At 62.5% G+C, this 20772-nt stretch carries 15 protein-coding genes; 13 read left to right on the top strand and 2 right to left on the bottom strand.

The window, feature by feature from the left end:
* Nucleotides 1–24: 24 nt before the first annotated feature.
* Nucleotides 25–1338 carry a GDSL-type esterase/lipase family protein gene (locus NJC40_RS21540; protein WP_253142254.1) on the top strand — a complete coding sequence of 438 codons (1314 nt, stop codon included), beginning with the start codon at nt 25–27 and terminating at the stop codon, nt 1336–1338.
* Nucleotides 1339–1425: 87 nt separating this feature from the next.
* Here NJC40_RS21540 and NJC40_RS21535 read toward each other — a convergent pair whose 3' ends face one another.
* A complete protein-coding gene (locus NJC40_RS21535; protein ID WP_045491771.1) occupies nt 1426–2466 on the bottom strand; it encodes an ABC transporter substrate-binding protein in 1041 nt (346 codons plus the stop codon).
* Between the two features lie 584 nt (nt 2467–3050).
* On the opposite strand from NJC40_RS21535, the gene NJC40_RS21530 reads away from it, so the two are divergent.
* The 9 genes from NJC40_RS21530 to NJC40_RS21490 all read left to right on the top strand — a co-directional run bounded on the left by NJC40_RS21530 (nt 3051) and on the right by NJC40_RS21490 (nt 14869).
* On the top strand, nt 3051–3881 hold the full coding sequence (locus NJC40_RS21530) for a class II aldolase/adducin family protein (protein ID WP_253142255.1): 831 nt from the start codon (nt 3051–3053) through the stop codon (nt 3879–3881).
* Nucleotides 3882–3892: 11 nt separating this feature from the next.
* Entirely contained in the window at nt 3893–4855 is a 963-nt protein-coding gene (locus NJC40_RS21525; RefSeq protein WP_253142256.1) for an ABC transporter substrate-binding protein, read from the top strand.
* Between the two features lie 6 nt (nt 4856–4861).
* Nucleotides 4862–7294, top strand: a complete 2433-nt coding sequence (locus tag NJC40_RS21520; protein ID WP_253142257.1) for a TonB-dependent receptor plug domain-containing protein — start codon at nt 4862–4864, stop codon at nt 7292–7294.
* Between the two features lie 15 nt (nt 7295–7309).
* Nucleotides 7310–8656: an LLM class flavin-dependent oxidoreductase gene (locus NJC40_RS21515; RefSeq protein ID WP_253142258.1), complete on the top strand. Its 1347-nt coding sequence runs from the start codon at nt 7310–7312 to the stop codon at nt 8654–8656.
* Nucleotides 8653–10251 carry an ABC transporter substrate-binding protein gene (locus NJC40_RS21510; RefSeq protein WP_253142259.1) on the top strand — a complete coding sequence of 533 codons (1599 nt, stop codon included), beginning with the start codon at nt 8653–8655 and terminating at the stop codon, nt 10249–10251. The genes NJC40_RS21515 and NJC40_RS21510 overlap by 4 nt, the downstream gene beginning before the upstream one ends.
* 69 nt (nt 10252–10320) lie before the next feature.
* Nucleotides 10321–11328, top strand: a complete 1008-nt coding sequence (locus NJC40_RS21505) for an ABC transporter permease (protein WP_253142260.1) — start codon at nt 10321–10323, stop codon at nt 11326–11328.
* Nucleotides 11325–12191: an ABC transporter permease gene (locus tag NJC40_RS21500; protein ID WP_253142261.1), complete on the top strand. Its 867-nt coding sequence runs from the start codon at nt 11325–11327 to the stop codon at nt 12189–12191. The genes NJC40_RS21505 and NJC40_RS21500 overlap by 4 nt, the downstream gene beginning before the upstream one ends.
* Nucleotides 12188–13837, top strand: a complete 1650-nt coding sequence (locus NJC40_RS21495; RefSeq protein WP_253142262.1) for a dipeptide ABC transporter ATP-binding protein — start codon at nt 12188–12190, stop codon at nt 13835–13837. The genes NJC40_RS21500 and NJC40_RS21495 overlap by 4 nt, the downstream gene beginning before the upstream one ends.
* A gap of 81 nt (nt 13838–13918) precedes the next feature.
* Nucleotides 13919–14869 carry a D-isomer specific 2-hydroxyacid dehydrogenase family protein gene (locus tag NJC40_RS21490; RefSeq protein ID WP_253142263.1) on the top strand — a complete coding sequence of 317 codons (951 nt, stop codon included), beginning with the start codon at nt 13919–13921 and terminating at the stop codon, nt 14867–14869.
* 18 nt (nt 14870–14887) lie between these two features.
* Here NJC40_RS21490 and NJC40_RS21485 read toward each other — a convergent pair whose 3' ends face one another.
* Entirely contained in the window at nt 14888–15778 is an 891-nt protein-coding gene (locus NJC40_RS21485) for a LysR substrate-binding domain-containing protein (protein ID WP_045491742.1), read from the bottom strand.
* A 167-nt stretch (nt 15779–15945) separates the two neighbouring features.
* Here NJC40_RS21485 and ydiJ point away from each other — a divergent pair, with 167 nt between their 5' ends.
* The 3 genes from ydiJ to NJC40_RS21470 all read left to right on the top strand — a co-directional run bounded on the left by ydiJ (nt 15946) and on the right by NJC40_RS21470 (nt 20683).
* Nucleotides 15946–18996 (top strand): D-2-hydroxyglutarate dehydrogenase YdiJ, encoded by a 3051-nt coding sequence (ydiJ, locus tag NJC40_RS21480; RefSeq protein WP_253142264.1) that lies wholly within the window; start codon nt 15946–15948, stop codon nt 18994–18996.
* A 163-nt stretch (nt 18997–19159) separates the two neighbouring features.
* Nucleotides 19160–19408, top strand: a complete 249-nt coding sequence (locus NJC40_RS21475; protein ID WP_045494821.1) for a hypothetical protein — start codon at nt 19160–19162, stop codon at nt 19406–19408.
* A 168-nt stretch (nt 19409–19576) separates the two neighbouring features.
* The gene (locus NJC40_RS21470) at nt 19577–20683 is read left to right on the top strand and encodes a Gfo/Idh/MocA family protein (protein WP_045491737.1); all 1107 of its coding nucleotides are present in this window, start codon (nt 19577–19579) and stop codon (nt 20681–20683) included.
* Nucleotides 20684–20772: the final 89 nt, after the last annotated feature.

Below are 20772 nucleotides of genomic sequence, written 5' to 3'. Positions count from 1 at the left end.
CGAATAAACATAACAAGGATGGCCATGATCTTACCAAGCAATATGTTGAGCCCTGGCGCTCACTCAAGTCCGGACCCTGACAGCAAATGGATTTCCGTATGGGCGGCAGCCGAGCAGGGCCCTTATCCGGTTGGAAATCCTGCCGCTCAGCCTGATTTACAGTATGCGTTTCCAGATGAGGCGAGCGGGGCGAACAACCAGAGTTTCCGCCTCATCGTTCGGCCCAGTCGCTGGGGCTCACATGCCCGTATTCGACTATCAAACTCATTTGGTACACAGTCGGTGGTATTTGAGGGAGTCTCTGTCGGCTTGCATGCTTACGGGTCTTCAATCGTGGCAGGCAGCAGTCGACCGGTTTTGTTCGCGGGCCAAAGTAAAGTGATCATTCCCGCCGGGGAGTCTGTCTGGAGCGATGCTGTTGAGCTGCCGATTCATAAACAGGCATTCCCTCTGCTGGAGGGAAGGAAAATAGCCGTCAGTTTCGCTGTCGTAGGTTCGAGTGGGCCGATGACATGGCATGCCAAGTCGCTGAGCACTTCCTATCTAAGCAACCCCAACACCGTTGCGTCTGCGAATGATGACGCCGGGCTGGAGCTGCCTTACAGCACGATATCCACTTACTTTCTTGATGTTGTGGATATGCGTATGCCTGGCGATGCACAAGTTGTCGTCGCATTGGGTGACTCAATCACCGACGGTGTGGGGTCAACGTTAAATGGTGATGATCGCTGGCCGGATGTTCTGAACCAGCGCTTACATGCCGCCTACGGCGATAAATTTTCGGTTGTAAACCTTGGGATGGGTGGCAATCAGATCATTGGCCCAAGTGTCTATACTGCGCAGCAGGCCTTTCGGGGTGGACCGGCCGCTGTATCACGAATTGATACGGACATTGTCAAGCTGTCTGGCGTTTCGACGGTGATCTGGATGCAAGGTATAAATGACTTTAGCGAGAACGGCAGGGCCTCGCTAGATGACGTTATCCAAGGAATGACGGGCGCGATTGCAAAATTGCGTGAGTGGGTAAGCGGTGTTCGCATCATAGGTGCAACCCTCACGACGGCTTACGGCAGTACCAGCGCAGCCCATGGAAGTCTCGAGCAAGACAATAAACGCAAAGCGTTAAACGACTTTATCCGGTCGAGTCAGTTATTCGACGGCTATGTTGATTTTGACCTGGCTACCCGCGATCCCGCCTCGGGAAAATTGCAAAAGCAATTCGTGCCAGACAGCACGATCGGCGGCCCGGGCGACGGAGTCCATCCGAACAGAGCAGGTTATCAGGCGATGGGAAAGGCGATAGATCTTGAAATGCTTCTAAACCCTGGAACGAAATAAACTGTAGATCGTGGGCTATATCGAGCAAATATAAAAAAGCGCAGCCTGCTCACCACAGGCTGCGCTTTTTCTATCGCTAACCCGCCATCAACTGCCCTGCAACGGCTTGAACGAGTCCTGGAAGAAGTAGTCCTGCCATGAGGCCGGTTTGTTCTTGATCGCGCCCACGCGGAACAGGAATTCAGCCAGCGGGTAGGTGTTCTTCGGGGTGGTGGTGAACTGGAACTCGGGTTTGTCGATGATCTTCAGCAGTTCGGCCTTGTCGATCTTGGCCTTGCTGACCCGGATGTAGGTGTCGGCGGCGCCGCTGATGTCTTTCTTGATGTAGGCCTCGGCCTCACCCAGTGCTTCGATGAACGCCTTGTAGGTCTTGGGGTTCTCGGCGCGGAATTTTTCGGTGGCGAACAGCACGGTCGGCGAGTTGGGGCCGAGCAGTTTGTAGGTGTCGAGCACCACGTGCACGTCTTTGTTTTTCGCCAGTGCCTGATCCTGGAACGGCGGGTTGGAGAAGTGGCCGTTCAGTTCGGTGCCGCCGGCAATCAGGCTGGCGGTGGCGTCCGGGTGCGGCAGGCTGACGGTGTATTTGTCCAGGCGGTTGAATTCCTTGTCGCCCCACAGTTGCGCGGCGGCGTATTGCAGGTAACGCGACTGCACCGAGACGCCGACTGCCGGTACGGCGATGCGGTCTTTTTCAGTGAAGTCAGCGATGGTCTTCACGTTGGGGTTGCTGCTGAGCAGGTAGTACGGGAAGTTGCCCAGCGAGGCTACGGCCTTGACGTTCTGGCGGTCCTTGGTGCGGTCCCAGATGGTCAGCAGCGGGCCGACACCGGCACCGGCAATGTCGATCGAGCCAGACAGCAGCGCGTCGTTGACCGCCGAGCCGCCAGACAACTGGGTCCAGTCGACCTTGATCTCCAGGCCGTCAGCCTTGCCGTGTTTCTCGATCAGGTTCTGGTCACGCACCACGTTGAGCAGCAGGTAAACAATGCCGAACTGTTCGGCGATGCGAATCTCGCCTTCAGCCTGGGCGGTGGCAGGCACCATGGCTGCGCCGGCCAGCAGGCTGGTGCACAGGCCCAGGGTGGTGGCCAGGCGGCTGAGGCGAGGAAAGCGGGTGGATTTGTTCATGCATGCTCCGGTGTTCGGCAATGGTGGCATTCGATGCATGGATCTTATAGGTATTAAAAATATTTTTTAAATATCGATATTGAATAACGATAGTTTCGAAGCGCTGCCGGGCGAGTGCGCTTTCTTATGCGCTTTTCAGATAAATAAATTAACGATAAATAACAAATATTAATATTAGGTTATGCGATTAAGGAATTTTACAGATCAATCAACCTGCGTTTATGTTCTAGCCATGGCCGCTCATGACGCTCCCCTGCATCCTCGGCCACAGCATGGATGTGCGTTTGCCGCGTGGCAGGATCGCCACGCACTCTGGTCACCAGGCCGTTTTTGACATTCCGGCCCAGCAAGATCGCGCTCGACCCGACCCCTCGCACGGTGGAGGAGAGCTGTAGCCATATCGATTCCATGCGAGGGTTCCTGTACATGAGCACCTGACACTGCCTGCCGATCCGTCGCCCCAGACGTAGATCCTCCTTATCGACCCCGAGTCCGAACCCGAACCTGAGCCCAGCACGGCGCTTTGCGCCTGTGTTCGCTCTGAATAAAGCTCGCCAAGCCGAGCGCCAGCACGAGTAACCGGCATGAGCCAGAGACAACCTTATTCCAACAGCTTGCTGAGCCTGCCCCATGGCAATAACCGCTTGAACCTTGAGGCGGTGCCGCACCACGACGACCTGCAGCTGGAGCGCCTGCACCGCAAGCAGCGTCTGGCGGCGTCTTATCGATTGTTTGCCCGCTACGGGTTCGAAGTCGGGCTGGCCGGGCATTTCACTGCCCGCGACCCGATCGAACCGGAGCATTACTGGATCAACCCGTTGGGTGTGCCGTTCTCGCAAATCAGCGTATCGAGCCTGTTGCGGGTCAACCGTGAGGGGCAGGTGGTGGAGGGCGAAGGCCTGCTTAACACCAGCGCGCTGGAGCTGCACGACGGTATCCAGAATGCGCGCCCTGAGGTGGTCGGCATCGCCCACTTGCACGGCTTTTATGGCCGCACCTGGTCAGCGCTTGGCCAGTTGTTCGAGCCCATTACCGCCGAGGCCGGTGCCTTTGTTGACGATCAGGCGATCTTCCGCCGCCATGAGCTGCGCAGCGGCGACGGCCGCCTCGACAACGACCGTGATCGGGTGACCGCAGCCTTTGTCGACAGCTTTGCCAACAACAATCTGTTGTTCTGGCAAAACCACGGGGTCTGGACAGTGGGCGAGAGCGTCGAGAGTGCCGCCTGGCGCTTCATTCTGGCCGAGGACGTGGCGCGCTCGCATTTGCTGGCCCGTGCTGCCGGTGTGCCGGTGGTGCCGCAAACCGACCCGGTCACCGCGCAAAGCCGCGCCCGCAACGAGCTGTTTTCGTGGCTGAACTTCCAGCCGCTGTGGGACGAGATCATCGCCCAACAGCCTGACTTGCTCGACTGAGGCGGTTGATCATGACCGACCTGACACGACGCAAGCTGCTGCGTGGCGCGGCCGCGCTGGGCGCCGCCGGGCTGCTGGCTCCGGCACTGGCGGCTACGCAGGAACCGCTGCGGGTCTGGCGCTATAAGGGCTCGGCGGCGTCGTTCATCGAGCTGGCCGGCCAGGCTGACACGCCGTACCCGGTGCAGTGGGTCGACATTGCCGGGGGCAATATCGTGCTGGAGGCGCTGCGCAGCGGCAGTCTGGATTACACCCAGATGAGCGACGTGCCGCCGATTTTTGCCTCGTTGGCCCAAGTGCCGCTGGCAGTGGTCGCGCTGTTGCCCGGTGACCGCCAGGACCTTGGCCTGGTGGTGGGGGCGGGCAGTGGCATCGCCCAAGTCGCCGACCTCAAAGGTCGTAGCGTCAGCTATGTGCGCGGCACCAATACCCAGTATTACCTGCTCGATCTGCTTAGCCGCCACGGCTTGACTCTGCAAGACATCAAGCCGGTGCCCATGCCCATGCAGGAAGCGCTGATCGCCTTTCGCAGCGGGCACCTGGATGCGCTGGTGGCCGGTGGTATCAGCGCCTTGCAGGCCACTGAGCAAAAGCAAGGGGCGCGTCTGGAAAACGCCAGCCCGTTCGTGGGCAATACGGTGATTGCGACGCGGCGTGATGCTCTGGATGACCCGGCCAAGCGGGCGCAGATCGCCGACTTTCTGCGCCGCGAACGCGCCATCTGGGCCTGGGTGGCGGCCAACCCCGAAGCCTGGGCACAGCGCAGCAGTGAACTGACCGGCATCAGTGCCGAGTTGTACCTGCGCCAGTTCCGTGAGCGTGGCCAGCCGGTGCGTCTGGCACCGATCAGCGAGCCGGCCATCGTCTCGGCGCAGCAGGTCGCTGACAGCTTTTTCGAGCATCGCCTGATTCGCCAGCGCGTCGATGTACGACCGCTGTGGCGCGACGATTTTAAAACCATTCTGGAAGCCTGATCCCTTATGAAACTGACGTTCCCTCAGCCCTCCCTGGCGCTGGCACCGATGCTGCTGGCTGGCTTCACGCTGTTGCCGGTGCATGCCGCCGAACCTGTTGAAAGCCTGGAAACCGTAGTGGTCACCGGCTCACGCGGCAGTGAAGCCCGCACCGTGACCAGCAGCCCGGCGCCTATTGATGTGGTCAGCGGCGCGCAACTGGAAAAAACCGGCCAGGCCAGCCTGCGCGGCGCGCTGGAAAAAGCTTTGCCGTCGTTCAGTCAGCGGCCGTCGGGTAGCTCCAACGACAGCATTGCCCGGCCCTACAGCCTGCGCGGCCTGAACGGTTCCAACGTGCTGGTGCTGGTCAATGGCAAGCGGCGCCACAACAGCTCGGTGATCAACCTCGATTCCACTGCCGCCTATGGCACCAACCCGGTGGACCTGGACCTGATTCCGGTCAGCGCCATCGACCATGTGGAAGTGCTGCGCGACGGTGCCTCGGCGCAGTACGGCTCCGATGCCATCGCGGGGGTGATCAACATCATCCTCAAACAGACCGACCATGGCGGCTCGGTCAGCACCCAGTATGGCGAATACTACGAAGGCGGCGACGGCGGGACGATTCGCAGTGCGGTCAACTCCGGCTTTGCCTTGCCCAACGATGGCTTTTTCAACGTCTCGGTGGATGCCAAATCGCAACAGACGGCGGTGCGCTCCAGGGACGCGACCGGTAACTTCTACTTTCCCGGCGATGCACGCGAGGCCGGCGCCGACCGCCAGCCGCAGCGCAACGGTCTGCCGAAGATCAAGGGCTACAACCTCAGCTATAACGCCGAACTGCCGGTCAATGACGACCTGACCCTGTACTCGTTCTCGACCTACAGCCAGCGCGATGCCAGGGGCGGGCAGAACTTCCGGCGGCCCAACTCGACCAACATCATCCCGCAGATTTACCCGGACGGCACCGCACCGTTCTACACCCTGGACGAGACCGACTTTCAGGCCGCTGCCGGCGCCAAGGGCCAGCTCGCCGAGTGGAACTGGGACCTGAGTTCGACCTTTGGCCGCGCCAAGTCGCTGGCCGGCTCGGACGAAAGCCTTAACGCCTCGCTGGGCCCCGGCAGCCCGACCCGCTTCGACAGTTACACCAACACCTTCGATCAGTGGACCAGCAACCTCGACCTGACCCGCGCCTTTGATGTGGGGCTCGCCAAGCCGCTGCAAGTGTCGTGGGGCGCCGAGCATCGTCACGAGCGCTACAAGACCCAGTCCGAAGATGTCGAAGCCTGGATCAACGGTGGCTATGTCTACCCGAGCGGGCCGCTGGCCGGCCAGCCTGCCGCCGTGGGTGCCCAAGGCGCGATCACCCTGACCCCGGAAGACGCCGGGCAGAACAGCCGCAACAGCTACGCCACTTACCTGGACCTGGGCATCAACCCCACTGACAAGCTGTACCTGGGCCTGGCCGGGCGCTTCGAAAAATATGACGACAGCTCGGGCAACACCGCCAGCGGCAAGGTTTCGGTGCGCTACGACTTCACCCCGGAGTTCGCCCTGCGCGGCACGCTGAGCAATGGCTTTCGGGCGCCGTCGCTGTCGCAATCGACCTATGCCCAGACCTCTAACCAGTACACCCTGGTCAACGGCGTGGCGCAGTTCGTTGAAGCCAAAACCGCACGGGTCGACTCGCCGCTGGCCCGCGCCCTGGGCGCCGAAGACCTCGACCCGGAAAAGTCGCGCAACATCAGCCTGGGCCTGACCTGGAAGCCATTGCCGCAAGCCAACGTGACCCTCGATGCCTACCAGATCGAGATCAAGGACCGGGTGGCGCTGACCGGCTTTCTGTTTGGCAGCGGGGTCAACCAGGTGCTGCAGCAACTGGGTTATACGCCCGGTTACCGGGTCAAGTACTTCACCAACGCCGCAGACACCACCACCCGTGGCGTGGATCTGGTTACCGACTATCGGGTCGATTACGGGCGCTTTGGCAGCGTCAAGTACGGCGTGGCGTTCAACTACAACAAGACCGAGCTGGACAGCATCAAGTCGACGCCGGCGGCGTTATCCGGCAGTGGGCTGGAGCTGTTCGACCGGGTTGCCCAGGGTTACCTGACCGTGGCCAACCCCGAGACCAAGCTGATTCTCAGCGGGCAGTGGAAGATCGACCGTTTCGACATCAACCTCGGCGTGACCCGTTACGACAAGGTCACGGTGCGCGATGCCAACCCCAACTTCGACTCGACCTTTGGCGCCAAGTGGATCACCGACCTGGAAGTCGCCTATGCGGTCACCGACCAGCTGGGCGTGGCTGTGGGCGCCAACAACCTGTTCGACGTGCGTGCCGACAACAACGGCTACCCGGCCGGTGACGTCAACGGCTTCCCGAAATTCGGCAACGCCTCACCGTTCAACCCTTATGGCGGCTTCTGGTACACGCGCCTGAGCTATGACTTCTGATCTGTAGGAGCTTTCATGAGCACAACGCAGAAACAACTATTGCTGGGCGCCTTCATCCCCAGCGCCGGCATCATGGGTTCAAGCTGGCGCCACGAGAGCGCCGCACCTGACTCGTTTCGCGACTTCGGGCACTTTCGCTGGATCGCCGAGACCCTCGAAGCCGCCCGTTTTCACGCGCTGTTCTTCAATGACACGGTCAATGTCGAACCGGACCTGGCGGTGCTGGAGCGCGGCCCCAACAGCGTGCGCTGGGACCCGTTGATCCTGCTCCCGGCACTGGCCCTGGTCACCCGGCATATCGGCCTGATCGGCACCGCCAGCACCACTTATAACGAGCCTTACAACGTGGCCCGCAAGCTGGCCAATATCGACCACCTCAGCGGTGGCCGGGTCGGCTGGAATCTGGTGACGTCGCTGGGCGGCGGTGAAAATTTCAATCTCGACGCCCATGTGCTGCACGCTGACCGTTACCAGCGCGCCGAAGAGTTCTATGACGTGGTCACCGGCCTGTGGGACAGCTACGCCGATGATGCCTTTGTGCAAGACAAGGCCAGCGGGCGCTTTCTCGACACCGCCAAGCTGCATGTGCTCGACCACCACGGCAAGCACTTTCAGGTCCGTGGCCCGCTCAATGCCGCACGTCCCGTGCAGGGTTATCCGGTGATCGCCCAGGCCGGCTCGTCGGACTCCGGGCGTGCCTTGGCGGCGCGGGCCGGTGAGCTGATTTTCACCGCCCAACACACCATCGAGCAGGGCCAGGCGTTCTACCGCGAGATCAAGGCGCGGGCGGCAGAATTCGGCCGCGACCCCGATCACTTGAAGATCCTGCCCGGCGTTTCTCCGGTGGTCGGCAAGACCCAGGCTGAGGCGCAGGCCCGCTATGACCAGTTGCAGGAACTGCTGGAACCGAAAACCTTTCTGCGCAGCATCTCGAAGTTCGCCAGCCTGGGCTTTGATTTGTCCGAGCTGCCGTTCGACGAAGTGGTGCCGCTGCCGCCGGAGCAGTTCGACACCAATACTCACAAGAGCCGGCAGAAACTGGTGTTCGAGCTGATTCGCCGTGAACGGCCCACCGTGCGTGAGCTGTTCAACAAGCTCACCGCCGGCGGCCACCGGATTCTGATCGGCACCGCCCAGAGCATCGCCGACGACCTGCAAGGCTGGTTCGAGGCCGATGCTGCCGACGGCTTCAATGTGATGTTTTCCGGGTTGCACCAAGGCATCGAAGGCTTCGCCAAAGAGGTGGTGCCGGAGTTGCAGCGCCGCGGGCTGTTTCGCACCGAATACCAAGGCCAGACCCTGCGCGACAATCTGGGCTTGCCGTACATTCGCAACCGTCATACAGCGGGGCAGGTGGCATGAGCAAACCGGTGCAAACGTTGTTCAAGCCCGCCGCGCTGGTATTGGCCTTGCTGCTGGCCGGCTGTGGCGAGTCGTCGCCGCCTGCCAGCCAGGCGGCGGTCGGCACGCCGGTCAGTGGCGGGGTGCTGAAGGTCGCGCTGGATGGCGACCCCAACTGTGTCGATCCGCATCAGGCCGGCAATAACACCGCGTTGAATGTCGGTCGGCAACTGGTCGATTCGCTGACCGACCAGGACCCGCAGACTGGCGAGATCGTGCCGTGGCTGGCCAGCCGCTGGGAGATCGACGCCGAGTCCCGGCGCTTTACCTTTTACCTGCGCGACGGGGTGAGCTTCAGCGATGGCTCGCCACTGGATGCCCAGGCGGTCAAGGCCAACTTCGAGAAGATCATCGCCCTGAGCGCCCGCTCGATCCTGGCCGGTACGTATCTGGCGGGCCTGCAGCGCATCGACACCCCCGACAGCCGTACCCTGGTCATTGAGTTCAAACAACCCAATGCGCAGTTCCTGCAGGCCACCTCGACCATGAGCCTGGGGTTGCTGGCACCGGCCACGCTGGCCAGCGACCCGGCCGAGCGTTGCCAGGGCAAGTTGATTGGCAGCGGGCCGTTCAAACTCGACAGTTTTGTGCACAACCAGAAGGTCAGCCTGTCACGCCGTGACGACTACAACTGGGGCTCGTCGCTGGCGGCGCACACCGGCAAGGCCCGGCTGGACGGCATCGAGTTCATCATCGTGCCTGAGTCCGGGGTGCGGCTGGGCAGCCTGTTGTCCGGGCAGATCGACGTCGATACCGGGGTGGTGGCGCAGAACGAGAAAACCCTGGAGGCTCAGGACATCCCCTTGCTGACCCGCGCCAACCCTGGGGTGGTGTACAACCTCACCCCCGACCTGAACAACCCGTTGTACCGCGACCTGCGGGTGCGTCAGGCGCTGATCAAGGCGATTGATCGCGAGCAACTGCGCAGCATCATTTCCCGTTACCAGCGCCCGGCGACCTCGGTGCTGGCCAGCAGTACGCCGTTCTACACGGACTTTTCCGCGCTGCTGACTTATGACCCTGACGGCGCGAAGCGGCTGCTCGATGAGGCCGGCTGGCTGCCGGGTGTTGACGGCATCCGGCAAAAAGACGGCCAGCGCCTGAGCTTGAAGGTCGATTACTGGCAGAACACGCCGATTCTGGAGCTTATCCAGCAGCAACTGAAAAGCGTCGGGGTTGAGCTGCGGCTGAACCGTACCACCATCAGCCAGGTCACCGCACTGATGAACAGCGGCGATATCAGCCTGCATTTCTACAACCTGACCCGCGCTGACCCGGATGTGCTGCGCACGCTGTTTCATGTGAACGGGCGTAACTATGGCAAGCGTCAGCCAGGCGAGCTGGACAAACAGCTCGAAGCCCCGGCGGCCACCCTCGACCCGGCGCTGCGCCAGCAACGGGTCGACGCGGTGAGCCGTGAGTTGATCGAACAGGGCCAGGTGATTCCGCTGATCGAACTGGCCACGGTGATCGCCCATGGAAAACGGGTACATGGCCTGCATTACGAGGCTTCGTCGCGCTTGCAGTTCTTCGATACCTGGCTGCAGAAGCCATGAACGCCGTACGCGCCTCTGTGGGAGCTGCTTCAGCAGCGAACGGGCCACGGCTCTCCAATAGGTAACCCAATGACAGACCTTTCAACGATAACCGCCACCCCTGGCGCGCCAGGCCAGGGGTTGTATTGGCGCCAGACCGTAACCGCCGCGCTGCACCGCTTGTGGCAGAGCGCAGTGGTGCTGTGGGCGGCGTTCACGGTTTCGTTCGTGATTCTGTATGCGCTGCCCAGTGACCCGGTAAGCATCATGCTTAACCAGAGTGGCGAACCGTCGGCGGCGGATCAGGCGCAGGTTCTGGCGTTGCGCGCCGAATACCATCTGGACGAGCCGCTGGCGGTGCAGTACGGCATTGCCCTGTACAAAGCCCTGCAACTGGACTTCGGCCATTCAATCCAGAGTGGCGAGCCGGTGGCGGCGGCCTTGCTCCAGGCATTGCCTGCCACCGCACAGTTGAGCCTGCTGGCGCTGGGCCTGGCGTTACTGGGCGGTATCGGTCTGGCGCTGGCTGCGAGCCTGGTGCGTTGGCGCTGGCTGCGCGACGCCTTGCTCGGGCTGCCGGCGTTGTCGGTGTCGTTGCCCACGTTCTGGGTCGGGCTGCTGCTGTTGCAGGGTTTCTCGTTCAAGCTGCACTGGTTTCCGGCCATGGGTAACCAGGGTTTTGCTGCGCTGGTGTTGCCAGCTTTGACCCTGGCCATTCCCACCGCGGCGGTGATTGCCCAGGTGCTGCTGCGCTCACTGGCCAACGTTTCGCGCCAGCCGTTCGCCGAGAGCCTGTTGGCGAAGGGGCTAAGCCGCCGGCGCTTATTGTTCGTGCACCTGCTGCACAACGCGGCGGTGCCGGTGCTGAGCCTGTCCGGGGTGTTGGTGGGCAATCTGCTGGCGGGGTCGGTGGTCACCGAAACCGTGTTCTCCCGTGAGGGCGTCGGGCGCTTGGCCCAGGCGGCGGTGAGCAATCAGGACATTCCCATGGTGCAAGGCGTGGTGCTGCTCGCTGCGGTGATCTTCATTCTGGTCAACCTGCTGGTGGACCTGCTGTATCCGTTGCTTGATCCACGTATCCGCGCAGGTGCCCCATGACTACCACCGTTCTATATGCCGCAAACGGCACCGGCTGGCTGGCCCGCGTGCGGCCGGTGCTGCGCAAACGGCCGTTGCTGCCGTTGGGCATCATCGTGCTGAGCCTGGCCCTGGCCTGGGCGCTCTGGCCGACTTTATTCAGCACCCAGGACCCGCTGCTGGGGCTGCCGGCCGAAGCGCTGCAACCACCCAGCGCGCAGCACTGGTTCGGCACTGACCATCTGGGCCGCGATCTGTACAGCCGCGCTGTGCATGGGGCGGCGTTGTCGCTGCAAGCCACCGCGCTGGCGGTGCTGATCGCCTTGTTGGTGGGCATCGTACTGGGCACAGTTGCCGGCTATTTCGGTGGTCGGCTGGATGCCTTGTTGATGCGCATGGTCGAGGTGTTGATGGCTATTCCGTCGCTGTTGCTGGCCATGGCGATCATCACCGTACTGGGCTTCGGCACCCTGAACATCGCCCTGGCGGTGGGCCTGTCGTCAGTGGCGACCTTTGCCCGGCTGGTACGCGGCGAAGTGCTGCACTGGCGCAGCCGGTTGTTTGTCGAGGCGGCGCTGGTCAGCGGGGTCGGGCCATGGGGGATCATTCGTGGGCATATCCTTGCCCATGCCGCCGCGCCGGTACTGGCCCTGGCGGCGCTGGAGTTTGGTGCGGCAGTGCTGTCGGTGTCGGCCTTGAGCTTTCTCGGCTTTGGCGCGCCGCCGCCGCAACCGGAGTGGGGGCTGCTGATTTCCGAAGGACGCAACTATATGGTCGCGGCCTGGTGGTACACCACGCTGCCGGGGCTGGTGCTGGCTTCGGTGGTGCTGGCGGCCAACCAGTTGGCGCGGGCCATTCAGGACATTCAGGGAGAACACCCATGAGCCAGCCAATCTTGCAGGTTGAAGGTCTGCGCATCGGTTACTGCAGCACCGCCGGGCGGGTCGAGGGCATTGATCAGGTGGGTTTTGCCATCCATCCGGGGGAAATCGTCGCAGTGGTTGGCGAGTCCGGTTCGGGCAAGTCCACCACGGCCGGGGCGCTGATTGGCCTGTTGGCCAGTAACGCGGTGATTGAAGCCGGCAGTATTCGCCTGGCCGGCGAAGAGCTGGTCGGCCTGGGCGAGCGCCAGTGGCGTCAGCGCCGCGGCCGGCTGGTGGGCTTTGTGCCGCAAGACCCCGGCCTGTCGCTGGACCCGGTAAAACGCATCGACCAGCAACTCAGCGAGGCCATGACCGTACACGGTGTATCGCGCCGCGAGGCCCGCGCACGGGTGCCAGCGTTGCTGGCGCAGGTTGGCCTCAATGAAGTCGAGCGGGTGGCGCGCAGCTATCCGCATCAGTTGTCGGGCGGCATGCGCCAGCGCATTCTGATCGCCATTGCGCTGGCCAACGACCCACCGCTGATCATTGCCGATGAGCCCACCAGTGCGCTGGACGTCGGGGTGCAGCGCCAGGTGCTTGATCGTCTGCAAACCCTGGCCCGCCAGCGCGGCACAGCGGTATTGCTGATTACCCACGACCTTGGGGTGGCGCTGGATCGCGCTGACCGGCTGATCGTGATGCAGCGCGGGCGCATCGTTGAAAGCGGCCCGGCGCAGCAGATTTTTCAGCACCCGGCGCATGCCTATACCCGGCAATTGCTCGATGCGGCACCGACCCTGAGCGATGCACCGCAAGCGCGCCGTGACAGGGTGTTGCGTGCCGAGCCGCTGTTGCAGGTGCATCTGCTGCGCAAGGATTTCTCCAGCTGGCGCCAGCCGGGGCGCGCAGCGGTCGATGAGGTGTCTTTCAATGTGCTACGCCATGGCACCACCAGCCTGGTGGGCGAGTCGGGGTCGGGCAAGTCGACCACGGCGCGGCTGATTCTCGGCCTGGAGCGGGCCGACCGTGGCCAGCTGCTGTTTGCCGGGCAAGACCTGAGCCGCCTGTCGCGGCGCGCCTGGCAGCCCCTGCGCCAGCGCATTCAGATCGTCTACCAGAACCCTTACGCGTCACTTGACCCGCGCTGGACCCTGGAGCAGATCATCAGCGAGCCGCTGCATGCGTTTGCCATTGGCGAGCGCGCTGCACGCCGGGCGCGTGCGGCGAGTCTGCTGGAGCAGGTCGAACTGCCGGCCCATCTGTTGCAGCGCAAGCCCGGCGAGTTGTCTGGCGGTCAGCGCCAGCGCGTGGCGATTGCCCGTGCCCTGGCGCTGGAGCCGGAGCTGCTGGTGCTCGACGAAGCGCTGTCGGCGCTGGATGCCTCGGTGCAGGCGCAGATCCTCAAGCTGCTGGGGCAATTGCAGCAGCGTCTGGGCCTGAGTTATCTGTTCATCTCCCATGACCTGGCCGTGGTGCGGCAGATTTCCGATCATGTCGTGGTGATGCGCGACGGTAAGGTGGTGGAGCAGGGCGCCTGCGAGCAGGTGTTTCAGGCGCCGTCGTCCGACTACACCGCGAAGTTGCTGGCTGATGTGCCGGGAAGGCTCTGGCTCGATACTCAAGTACCTGAAGCTGCGTTGGCGCTTAATTATGGAAATGCATATTAGCTTAGATTTTTAATTCATTTTCGGCATCACGCGCGGATTGCTAGCATCGCTTTATCAAGCAAATCAAACAGGAACTGATCCATGTCCCACACCGTGATCGCCAGCCAGCACGATGAAGAAATCAACGCGCTGCTGCGCCAGCGCCTGCCGGAGTACACCATCGTTGCCATCGGCCAGGGCGCGCCGCAGGTGCCGCCCGAGGCGAGCATTCTGCTGACCCGGCCGTTCTTCGGTAACTTTCTCACTCAGGAACTGCCGGAGCAGCCGGCGGGCTGGCCGTTCAACCTCAAGTGGGTCCAACTGACCTCGTCGGGCATCGACGGCTACCCGGCCTGGCTGTTCGATCAATTGCCGGTGTCGTCGGCGCGCGGCACCGCCTCGGTGGCGGTGGCCGAATTCGCCCTGGCGGCGATCCTCGCCCAGGTCAAACAGTTCCCGCAGGTCTGGATCGACAGCGCCGAGCAGTGGCAGCGCTTTCCGTTGCAGCAATTGAGCGGCAGCACGCTGGGCATCGTCGGCTTTGGGGCCATTGGCCGTGACCTGGCGGTGCGGGCTCAAGCGCTTGGGGTCAAGGTGATCGCGGTGAACCGTTCGGGCAAACCCTTCGACGTACCGGGAGTCGAGCGCGCCGAGAGCCTGGAGCAACTGTTCGTCGAATCCGACCACGTGGTACTGGCCGCGCCGGCCACCTCATCCACCCGGCAACTGGTCGACAAGGCCCTGCTCAGCCACGCCAAACCGGGCCTGCACCTGGTCAATATCGCCCGCGGCAGCCTGATCGACGAAGCCGCGCTGCTCGACGCGCTGGACGCCGGCCAGCTCAGCCGCGCCACCCTCGACGTCACCGCCGTAGAACCGACCCCGGCTGACCACCCCTTCTACAAACACCCCAAAGTGCGCCTGTCGCCCCACGTATCCCCGGCCAGCGGCGTGATCTGGCACAACATCGTCGAACACTTCGTCGCCAACCTGCTGCGGTATCACAAAGACCAGCCGCTGGGTGATGTAGTGGATTTTGAGCGTGGGTACTGAAAACAGACAGACTCGCTCCTACAAACTATTCAACAGCCAATCCCGAAACACCACCAACGCCGGCAGGTTCTGGAAGCGGGTCGGATAGGCCAGGTAATAGCGGCGTCCGCTGTCCATCGGTGCAAACAGACTGACCAGCTCGCCACGTGCCAGCTCATCGCGCACCAGCACACTGGGCACCAGCGCAATGCCAATCCCGGCCGCTACCGCCTGAATCAAATGCGAGGTCACCTCAAAACTCGGCCCCGGGCGCATGATGTGGTGGTCCAGCCCATGATGCTCGAACCAGTCCGACCAGGCGTTGGGCCGCGATACCACGCTTAGCAGCGAACGCTGGGCGACATCCGCAGGGCGCATGCCGGCATGGTCGGGCAGGGCACTCGGGCTGGCAATCACCAGCAGTTCCTCGGCCATCAGCGGATGCGCAATGTACCCCGGCCAACTGCCGTTACCGACGCAAATCAGTGCATTCATATCCGCCGAAGCGGCGCTCAGGTCGCCTGAGGCAATGCGCGAATGGATATGCACCACCGAGCCGGGATGCCGGGCATAAAAGTCATGCATCTGCGGCAGCAGCCAGCGCGAGCCAAAGGTCGGTAGCACTGCCAGGCTCAAGGTGCCGCTTTGCGACTTGTGGGCGATGGTCTGCAAGGTGGCGCTGCGGATGCGCCCCAGTGCTGCAGCCAGTTCATGCTGGTACAACGCGCCTGCGGTGGTCAGTTCGATGCGCCGGCCATCGCGCTTGAACAGCTCGACCTCCAGCTGCGCCTCCAGTGCCTGAACCTGACGGCTGACCGCACTCTGGGTCAGCGCCAGCTCATCGGCGGCCTTGGTGAAGCTGCCATGCCGGGCCGCCGCCTCGAAAGCGATCAGCAATGACATGGACGGGGTAAGACGACGCGGATTCATGCACAGGGCTCATTCATAAAAGTCATGCAAAACGGCCAGGATTTACATTTGCCGTGCGCATGGATCTTACGCAAAATCGCGGCTAACCGTGAATAGCAGCGTATCCGGGCTTGGTCCCGGGCTACGTGTTCTGCATATAAAAAGTCTTAGCATCAGGAACTACCGCCATGATTGCCCAGCTCAAACCCGTCACCGGACAGGCCGATCTCTACGAGCGCTTCCTTACCGCCCTTGGCCAGTCAGGCTTTGCCGGAGAAATTGCCAGGGATCATGGCTCACGCACCGTACTGGGCACTGACAACTCGATCTATCAGCGCCTGCCCCAGGCAGCGGTATTTCCCCGTGATCGCGATGACGTCGAGATCGTTGCCCGCCTGGCCGGCAGCCCGGAATTCCAGCAGATCGTCCTCACCCCACGCGGTGGCGGCACCGGCACCAACGGCCAGTCATTGACCGACGGGCTGGTGGTCGACCTGTCGCGGCACATGAACCGGATTCTGGAAATCAACGTCGAAGAGCGCTGGGTACGGGTCCAGACCGGGGTGGTCAAAGACCAGCTCAACGCGGCGCTCAAGCCCCACGGGCTGTTCTTCGCCCCGGAGCTGTCGACCTCCAACCGCGCCACTATCGGCGGCATGATCAACACCGACGCCAGCGGTCAGGGCAGTTGCACCTATGGCAAGACCCGTGACCACGTGCTGGACCTGGACACCGTCCTGCTCGGCGGCGGCTCGGTGTACAGCCATGTGATCGACGAAGACACCCTCAACACCGCCAAAGCCGGCAGCGGCCGTGCCGCCGAGGTGTACCGCTGCGCCCAGGGTATCGCCGATGAAAAGGCGCAACTGATCAAGGACATTTTCCCGCCGCTCAACCGTTGCCTGACCGGCTACGATCTGGCGCACCTGCGTGAGCAGGATGGCCGCTTCAACCTCAATAGCGTGCTGTGTGGTTCGGAAGGCTCGCTGGGCTTCATCGTTGAGGCGCGCCTGAACGTGCTGCCGATTCCCAAGCACTCGATTCTGGTCAACGTGCGTTATGCCGGCTTCATGGAAGCGCTGCGCGATGCCAAGGCGCTGATGGCGCACAAGCCGCTGTCGATCGAAACCGTGGACTCCAAGGTTTTGATGCTGGCCATGCAAGACATCGTCTGGCACGGCGTGGCTGAATACTTCCCGGCTGACCCGGACACCCCGACGCTGGGCATCAACCTGATCGAGTTCAGTGGTGATGAGCTGGACGACGTCGAGCGCCGCGTACACGAGTTCATCGAACACCTGCAAACGGATACCTCGGTGGTGCGCCTCGGCCACACCCTGGCGGTGGGCAGCGCGGCGGTGAACCGCGTGTATGCCATGCGTAAACGTGCGGTGGGCCTGCTGGGGAACGTCAAGGGCGAAGCACGCCCGCAGCCGTTCGTGGAAGACACCGCCGTGCCGCCGGAAAACCTCGCCGATTTCATTCAGGAATTTCGCGACCTGCTCGACAGCTTCGGCCTGCAATACGGCATGTTTGGCCATGTTGATGCCGGGGTGCTGCACGTGCGGCCGATCCTCGACATGAAAGACCAGGCCCAGGCGGCCCTGATCCGGCCGATTTCCGATCAGGTTGCCGCACTCACCCAGAAACACGGCGGCCTGTTGTGGGGCGAGCACGGCAAGGGCCTGCGCTCGCAGTATGTGCCGGGTTACTTCGGCGAGCTTTACCCGTCGTTGCAGGCGCTCAAGGCGGCCTTTGACCCGCACAACCAGCTCAACCCCGGCAAGATCGCGACCCCGGCCACGCGCCCCGAAGCGCAACTGACTCTGGTTGACGAAGTGCAACTGCGTGGCGACCTGGACCGCACCATCGACGAGCGGGTCTGGCAGCACTACGAGAGCGCCGTGCACTGCAACGGCAACGGTGCCTGCTACAACTACGACCCCAACGACGCCATGTGCCCGTCGTGGAAGGCTACCCGCAACCGCATCCACTCGCCCAAGGGCCGCGCCTCGCTGATCCGCGAATGGCTGCGCCTGCAAGGCGAACAAAACATCGACGTGCTGGCGGCCAGCGTGCGGGCGCGGTCGGCCAGTTTCTTCACCGGGCTGACCAGCAAGGTGCGCAACAGCCTGGGCCGGCGCCGTGGCGAGCAGGACTTCTCTCACGAGGTGTACGAGGCCATGGCCGGTTGCCTGGCGTGCAAATCCTGCGCAGGGCAGTGCCCGATCAAGGTCAACGTGCCTGACTTCCGCTCGCGGTTTCTGGAGCTGTACCACACCCGCTACCTGCGCCCGCTCAAGGACTACCTGATCGGTTCGCTGGAATTCACCATTCCGTACATGGCGCGCTTCCCCAAGCTGTACAACGCCATCATGGCCGCCAAACCGGTCCGTTACCTGCTGGAACGCTTGGCCGGCATGGTCGACAGCCCGCTGCTGAGCCTGATGGATTTTCGCGCCGCCTGCGCGCGCTGGAATGTGGCCATCGCCACCCCTGAACGCTTGGCCCGGCTGAGCGATGCACAGCGCCAGCGCACCGTGATTGTGGTGCAGGATGCTTTCACCCGGTATTTCGAAACTCACCTGGCCGCCGACTGGCTGGAACTGATCAGCCGTCTGGGTTATCAGGTGTACCTGGCGCCGTTCGCGCCGAACGGCAAGCCGCTGCAGGTGCAGGGTTTCATGGCCGCCTTCGAAAAAGCCGCTGCCTACAACAGCCAGTCGCTGCGGACCTTGCAGGCCTACGGCATCCCGCTGGTCGGACTGGACCCGGCGATGACCCTGGTCTATCGCCAGGAATACAGCAAAACCCTCGGCGAACAGGCGCCCACGGTATTGCTGCCTCAGGAGTGGCTGGTCGATGCTCAACTGCCGGAGCGTGAAGCTTCAGGCCAGGTGTTCCGCTTCCTGCCGCACTGCACCGAGAAAACCAACGAACCGGGTAGCGTCGGTCTGTGGCAGAAAGCCTATAGCCGGCTGGGCCTGAAGCTCGATGTACTGCCCAGCGGCTGCTGCGGCATGTCGGGCACCTACGGCCACGAAACCCGTAACGTGCAGACCTCCGCGATCATCTACCAACAGTCCTGGCAGCCACTGGTCGCCAAACACGGCGAAGATGGCGGGCTGGTCGCCGACGGCTACTCGTGCCGCAGCCAGGTCAAGCGCCAGGATGGCAAGGTGGTACTGCATCCGCTGCAGGTGCTGCTGGCGCATTTGCGTGGCAGCAATACCCGGTAACGGAAACCGAGCCTTTGAAAACGCCCGCATTTGCGGGCGTTTTTCTGTGTACGGCAAACCTGCGGCAATCTGTCTGAATCTCTGTTGGTCGGTCGGGTCAGACCTGATGTGGCACCCGATCATCAAAGGTGTACAAACGTCGATTGCAACCAGAGAGGTCGCTATGAGCAATAACGAACTGGAGCGCGAAGTTCTTACCCGTTTACTGCACGCCCACCCGGCCGGGCTGGGCAAGGAAATTCTGGACAACTACCGGGGTGAGAAGGTCGTCGCCCAAACCCTCAAGGATTTGCAGGCACGTAACCTGATCCATGGTCAGCCGGTCACGTCCGAACAGGACGAGCCGCAGATCACCTTTCCTATCAAACTGAGCAGTGCCGGGGTGGAGCAGGCCAAGCGCCTCGATGCCTGATGACTTGAGCGGAAGCCTGTGAACCTGGCTGTTCGCAGGCTTCTGATTGAAATGCTGTGATCGCCGCGTATCCAGCCGCCGACAAGATTCTCTGAACTTCCCCGCCCATCACTGGCCCCATTCAAGAGAGGGCAACCAACCGGCTGCCCGCGATCCAGGAGAGTCAGGATGCCAAGTGAAGACGGCAAGATTCGCTACGGTGTGGTAGGTGGCGGCTCGATTTCTCAAGGGGCATTCATGCCCGGTGTCGGCCAGACCGGTAATTCGACGCTGACGGCGCTGGTGACCGGTGACCCGGACAAGGCTGATCGACTGGCGACGCTGTATGGCATCAAGGCCTACCGTTATGAGGACTATGGCAAGCTGCTCAAGTCCGGCGAGATTGATGCGGTCTACGTGGCCACCCCCAACTTTCGCCATCTGGAGTTTGTGCTGCCGGCTCTGGAGGCGGGCATCCATGTGCTGCTGGAAAAGCCCATGGCCACCAATGAGACTGACTGCCACACGATGATCGAAGCGGCCAACCGTACTGGCAGCAAGCTGATGATCGCATACCGGCTGCACAGCGAGCCGGGCACGCTGGAGATCATCGAGCGGGTGCGGGCAGGGGAGTTCGGTGTGCCTCGGCTGTTTACCTCGACCTTCACCCAGACCGTCAAACTCAGTAATCACCGTACCCAACATGGCTTTAGCGCAGGTCCCGTGCCGGATATGGGGCCGTACCCGCTGAACATGGTGCGCCAGTTGTTCGCGGCCGAGCCGATTGAGGTCAGTGCAGTGGGCGTCAAGACGCCGGGCCGTGATATCGGCACCTGGGACACGGTGACCGTTTCATTGCGCTTTCCGGATGAGCGCCTGGCGCAGTTCACGGTCAGCTACAGCCTGCCGGACAGCGAGCGCTTCCAGCTGATCGGTAGCGAAGGCGAGGTCGAGGCTTCACCTTGTTTCGGTTACGGCGAAGGGGTCGGCATTGCTTACCGTGCCCATTTGCAGGACGAGAGCCGCAGGGTCACCCATCCGGTGGTGGATCAGTTTGCCGGTGAAACTGCGTATTTTTCTGACTGCATACTTAACAACGAAGTACCGGAGGCCGATGGCCAGGAAGGCTGGCGCGATGTTCGGGTGGTCGCGGCCATCGAGCGCGCCTTGCAGACCGGGCACCCACAGGTGCTGGAGCCGTTGCCGGCCAGGCGCGGACCACAACCCGGCCAGGCGCGGCAGTTCCCGCTGGCCAAGGTGCCGGAGATGATCGACACCGAGATGCCGACGGAATAATTGTCGGGAGCGCGGTCTTGTGGGAGGGCGTTTAGGCACTGCAAGTCTCTGTGGGAGCAGCCGGCCGGCGTTCCGGTCGCACGTGAAGA

Origin of the sequence: Pseudomonas sp. 21LCFQ02, assembly GCF_024129895.2 — a bacterium.
GTDB lineage: Bacteria > Pseudomonadota > Gammaproteobacteria > Pseudomonadales > Pseudomonadaceae > Aquipseudomonas.
This window is presented reverse-complemented; position numbering and strand designations above follow the sequence as displayed.

Excerpts from the sequence above, each read along its gene's own strand:
- NJC40_RS21540 (WP_253142254.1), top strand. The coding sequence starts at position 25 with ATGATCTTACCAAGCAATATGTTGAGCCCTGGCGCTCACTCAAGTCCG.
- NJC40_RS21535 (WP_045491771.1), bottom strand. The coding sequence starts at position 2,466 with ATGAACAAATCCACCCGCTTTCCTCGCCTCAGCCGCCTGGCCACCACC.
- NJC40_RS21530 (WP_253142255.1), top strand. The coding sequence starts at position 3,051 with ATGAGCCAGAGACAACCTTATTCCAACAGCTTGCTGAGCCTGCCCCAT.
- NJC40_RS21525 (WP_253142256.1), top strand. The coding sequence starts at position 3,893 with ATGACCGACCTGACACGACGCAAGCTGCTGCGTGGCGCGGCCGCGCTG.
- NJC40_RS21520 (WP_253142257.1), top strand. The coding sequence starts at position 4,862 with ATGAAACTGACGTTCCCTCAGCCCTCCCTGGCGCTGGCACCGATGCTG.
- NJC40_RS21515 (WP_253142258.1), top strand. The coding sequence starts at position 7,310 with ATGAGCACAACGCAGAAACAACTATTGCTGGGCGCCTTCATCCCCAGC.
- NJC40_RS21510 (WP_253142259.1), top strand. The coding sequence starts at position 8,653 with ATGAGCAAACCGGTGCAAACGTTGTTCAAGCCCGCCGCGCTGGTATTG.
- NJC40_RS21505 (WP_253142260.1), top strand. The coding sequence starts at position 10,321 with ATGACAGACCTTTCAACGATAACCGCCACCCCTGGCGCGCCAGGCCAG.
- NJC40_RS21500 (WP_253142261.1), top strand. The coding sequence starts at position 11,325 with ATGACTACCACCGTTCTATATGCCGCAAACGGCACCGGCTGGCTGGCC.
- NJC40_RS21495 (WP_253142262.1), top strand. The coding sequence starts at position 12,188 with ATGAGCCAGCCAATCTTGCAGGTTGAAGGTCTGCGCATCGGTTACTGC.
- NJC40_RS21490 (WP_253142263.1), top strand. The coding sequence starts at position 13,919 with ATGTCCCACACCGTGATCGCCAGCCAGCACGATGAAGAAATCAACGCG.
- NJC40_RS21485 (WP_045491742.1), bottom strand. The coding sequence starts at position 15,778 with ATGAATCCGCGTCGTCTTACCCCGTCCATGTCATTGCTGATCGCTTTC.
- ydiJ (WP_253142264.1), top strand. The coding sequence starts at position 15,946 with ATGATTGCCCAGCTCAAACCCGTCACCGGACAGGCCGATCTCTACGAG.
- NJC40_RS21475 (WP_045494821.1), top strand. The coding sequence starts at position 19,160 with ATGAGCAATAACGAACTGGAGCGCGAAGTTCTTACCCGTTTACTGCAC.
- NJC40_RS21470 (WP_045491737.1), top strand. The coding sequence starts at position 19,577 with ATGCCAAGTGAAGACGGCAAGATTCGCTACGGTGTGGTAGGTGGCGGC.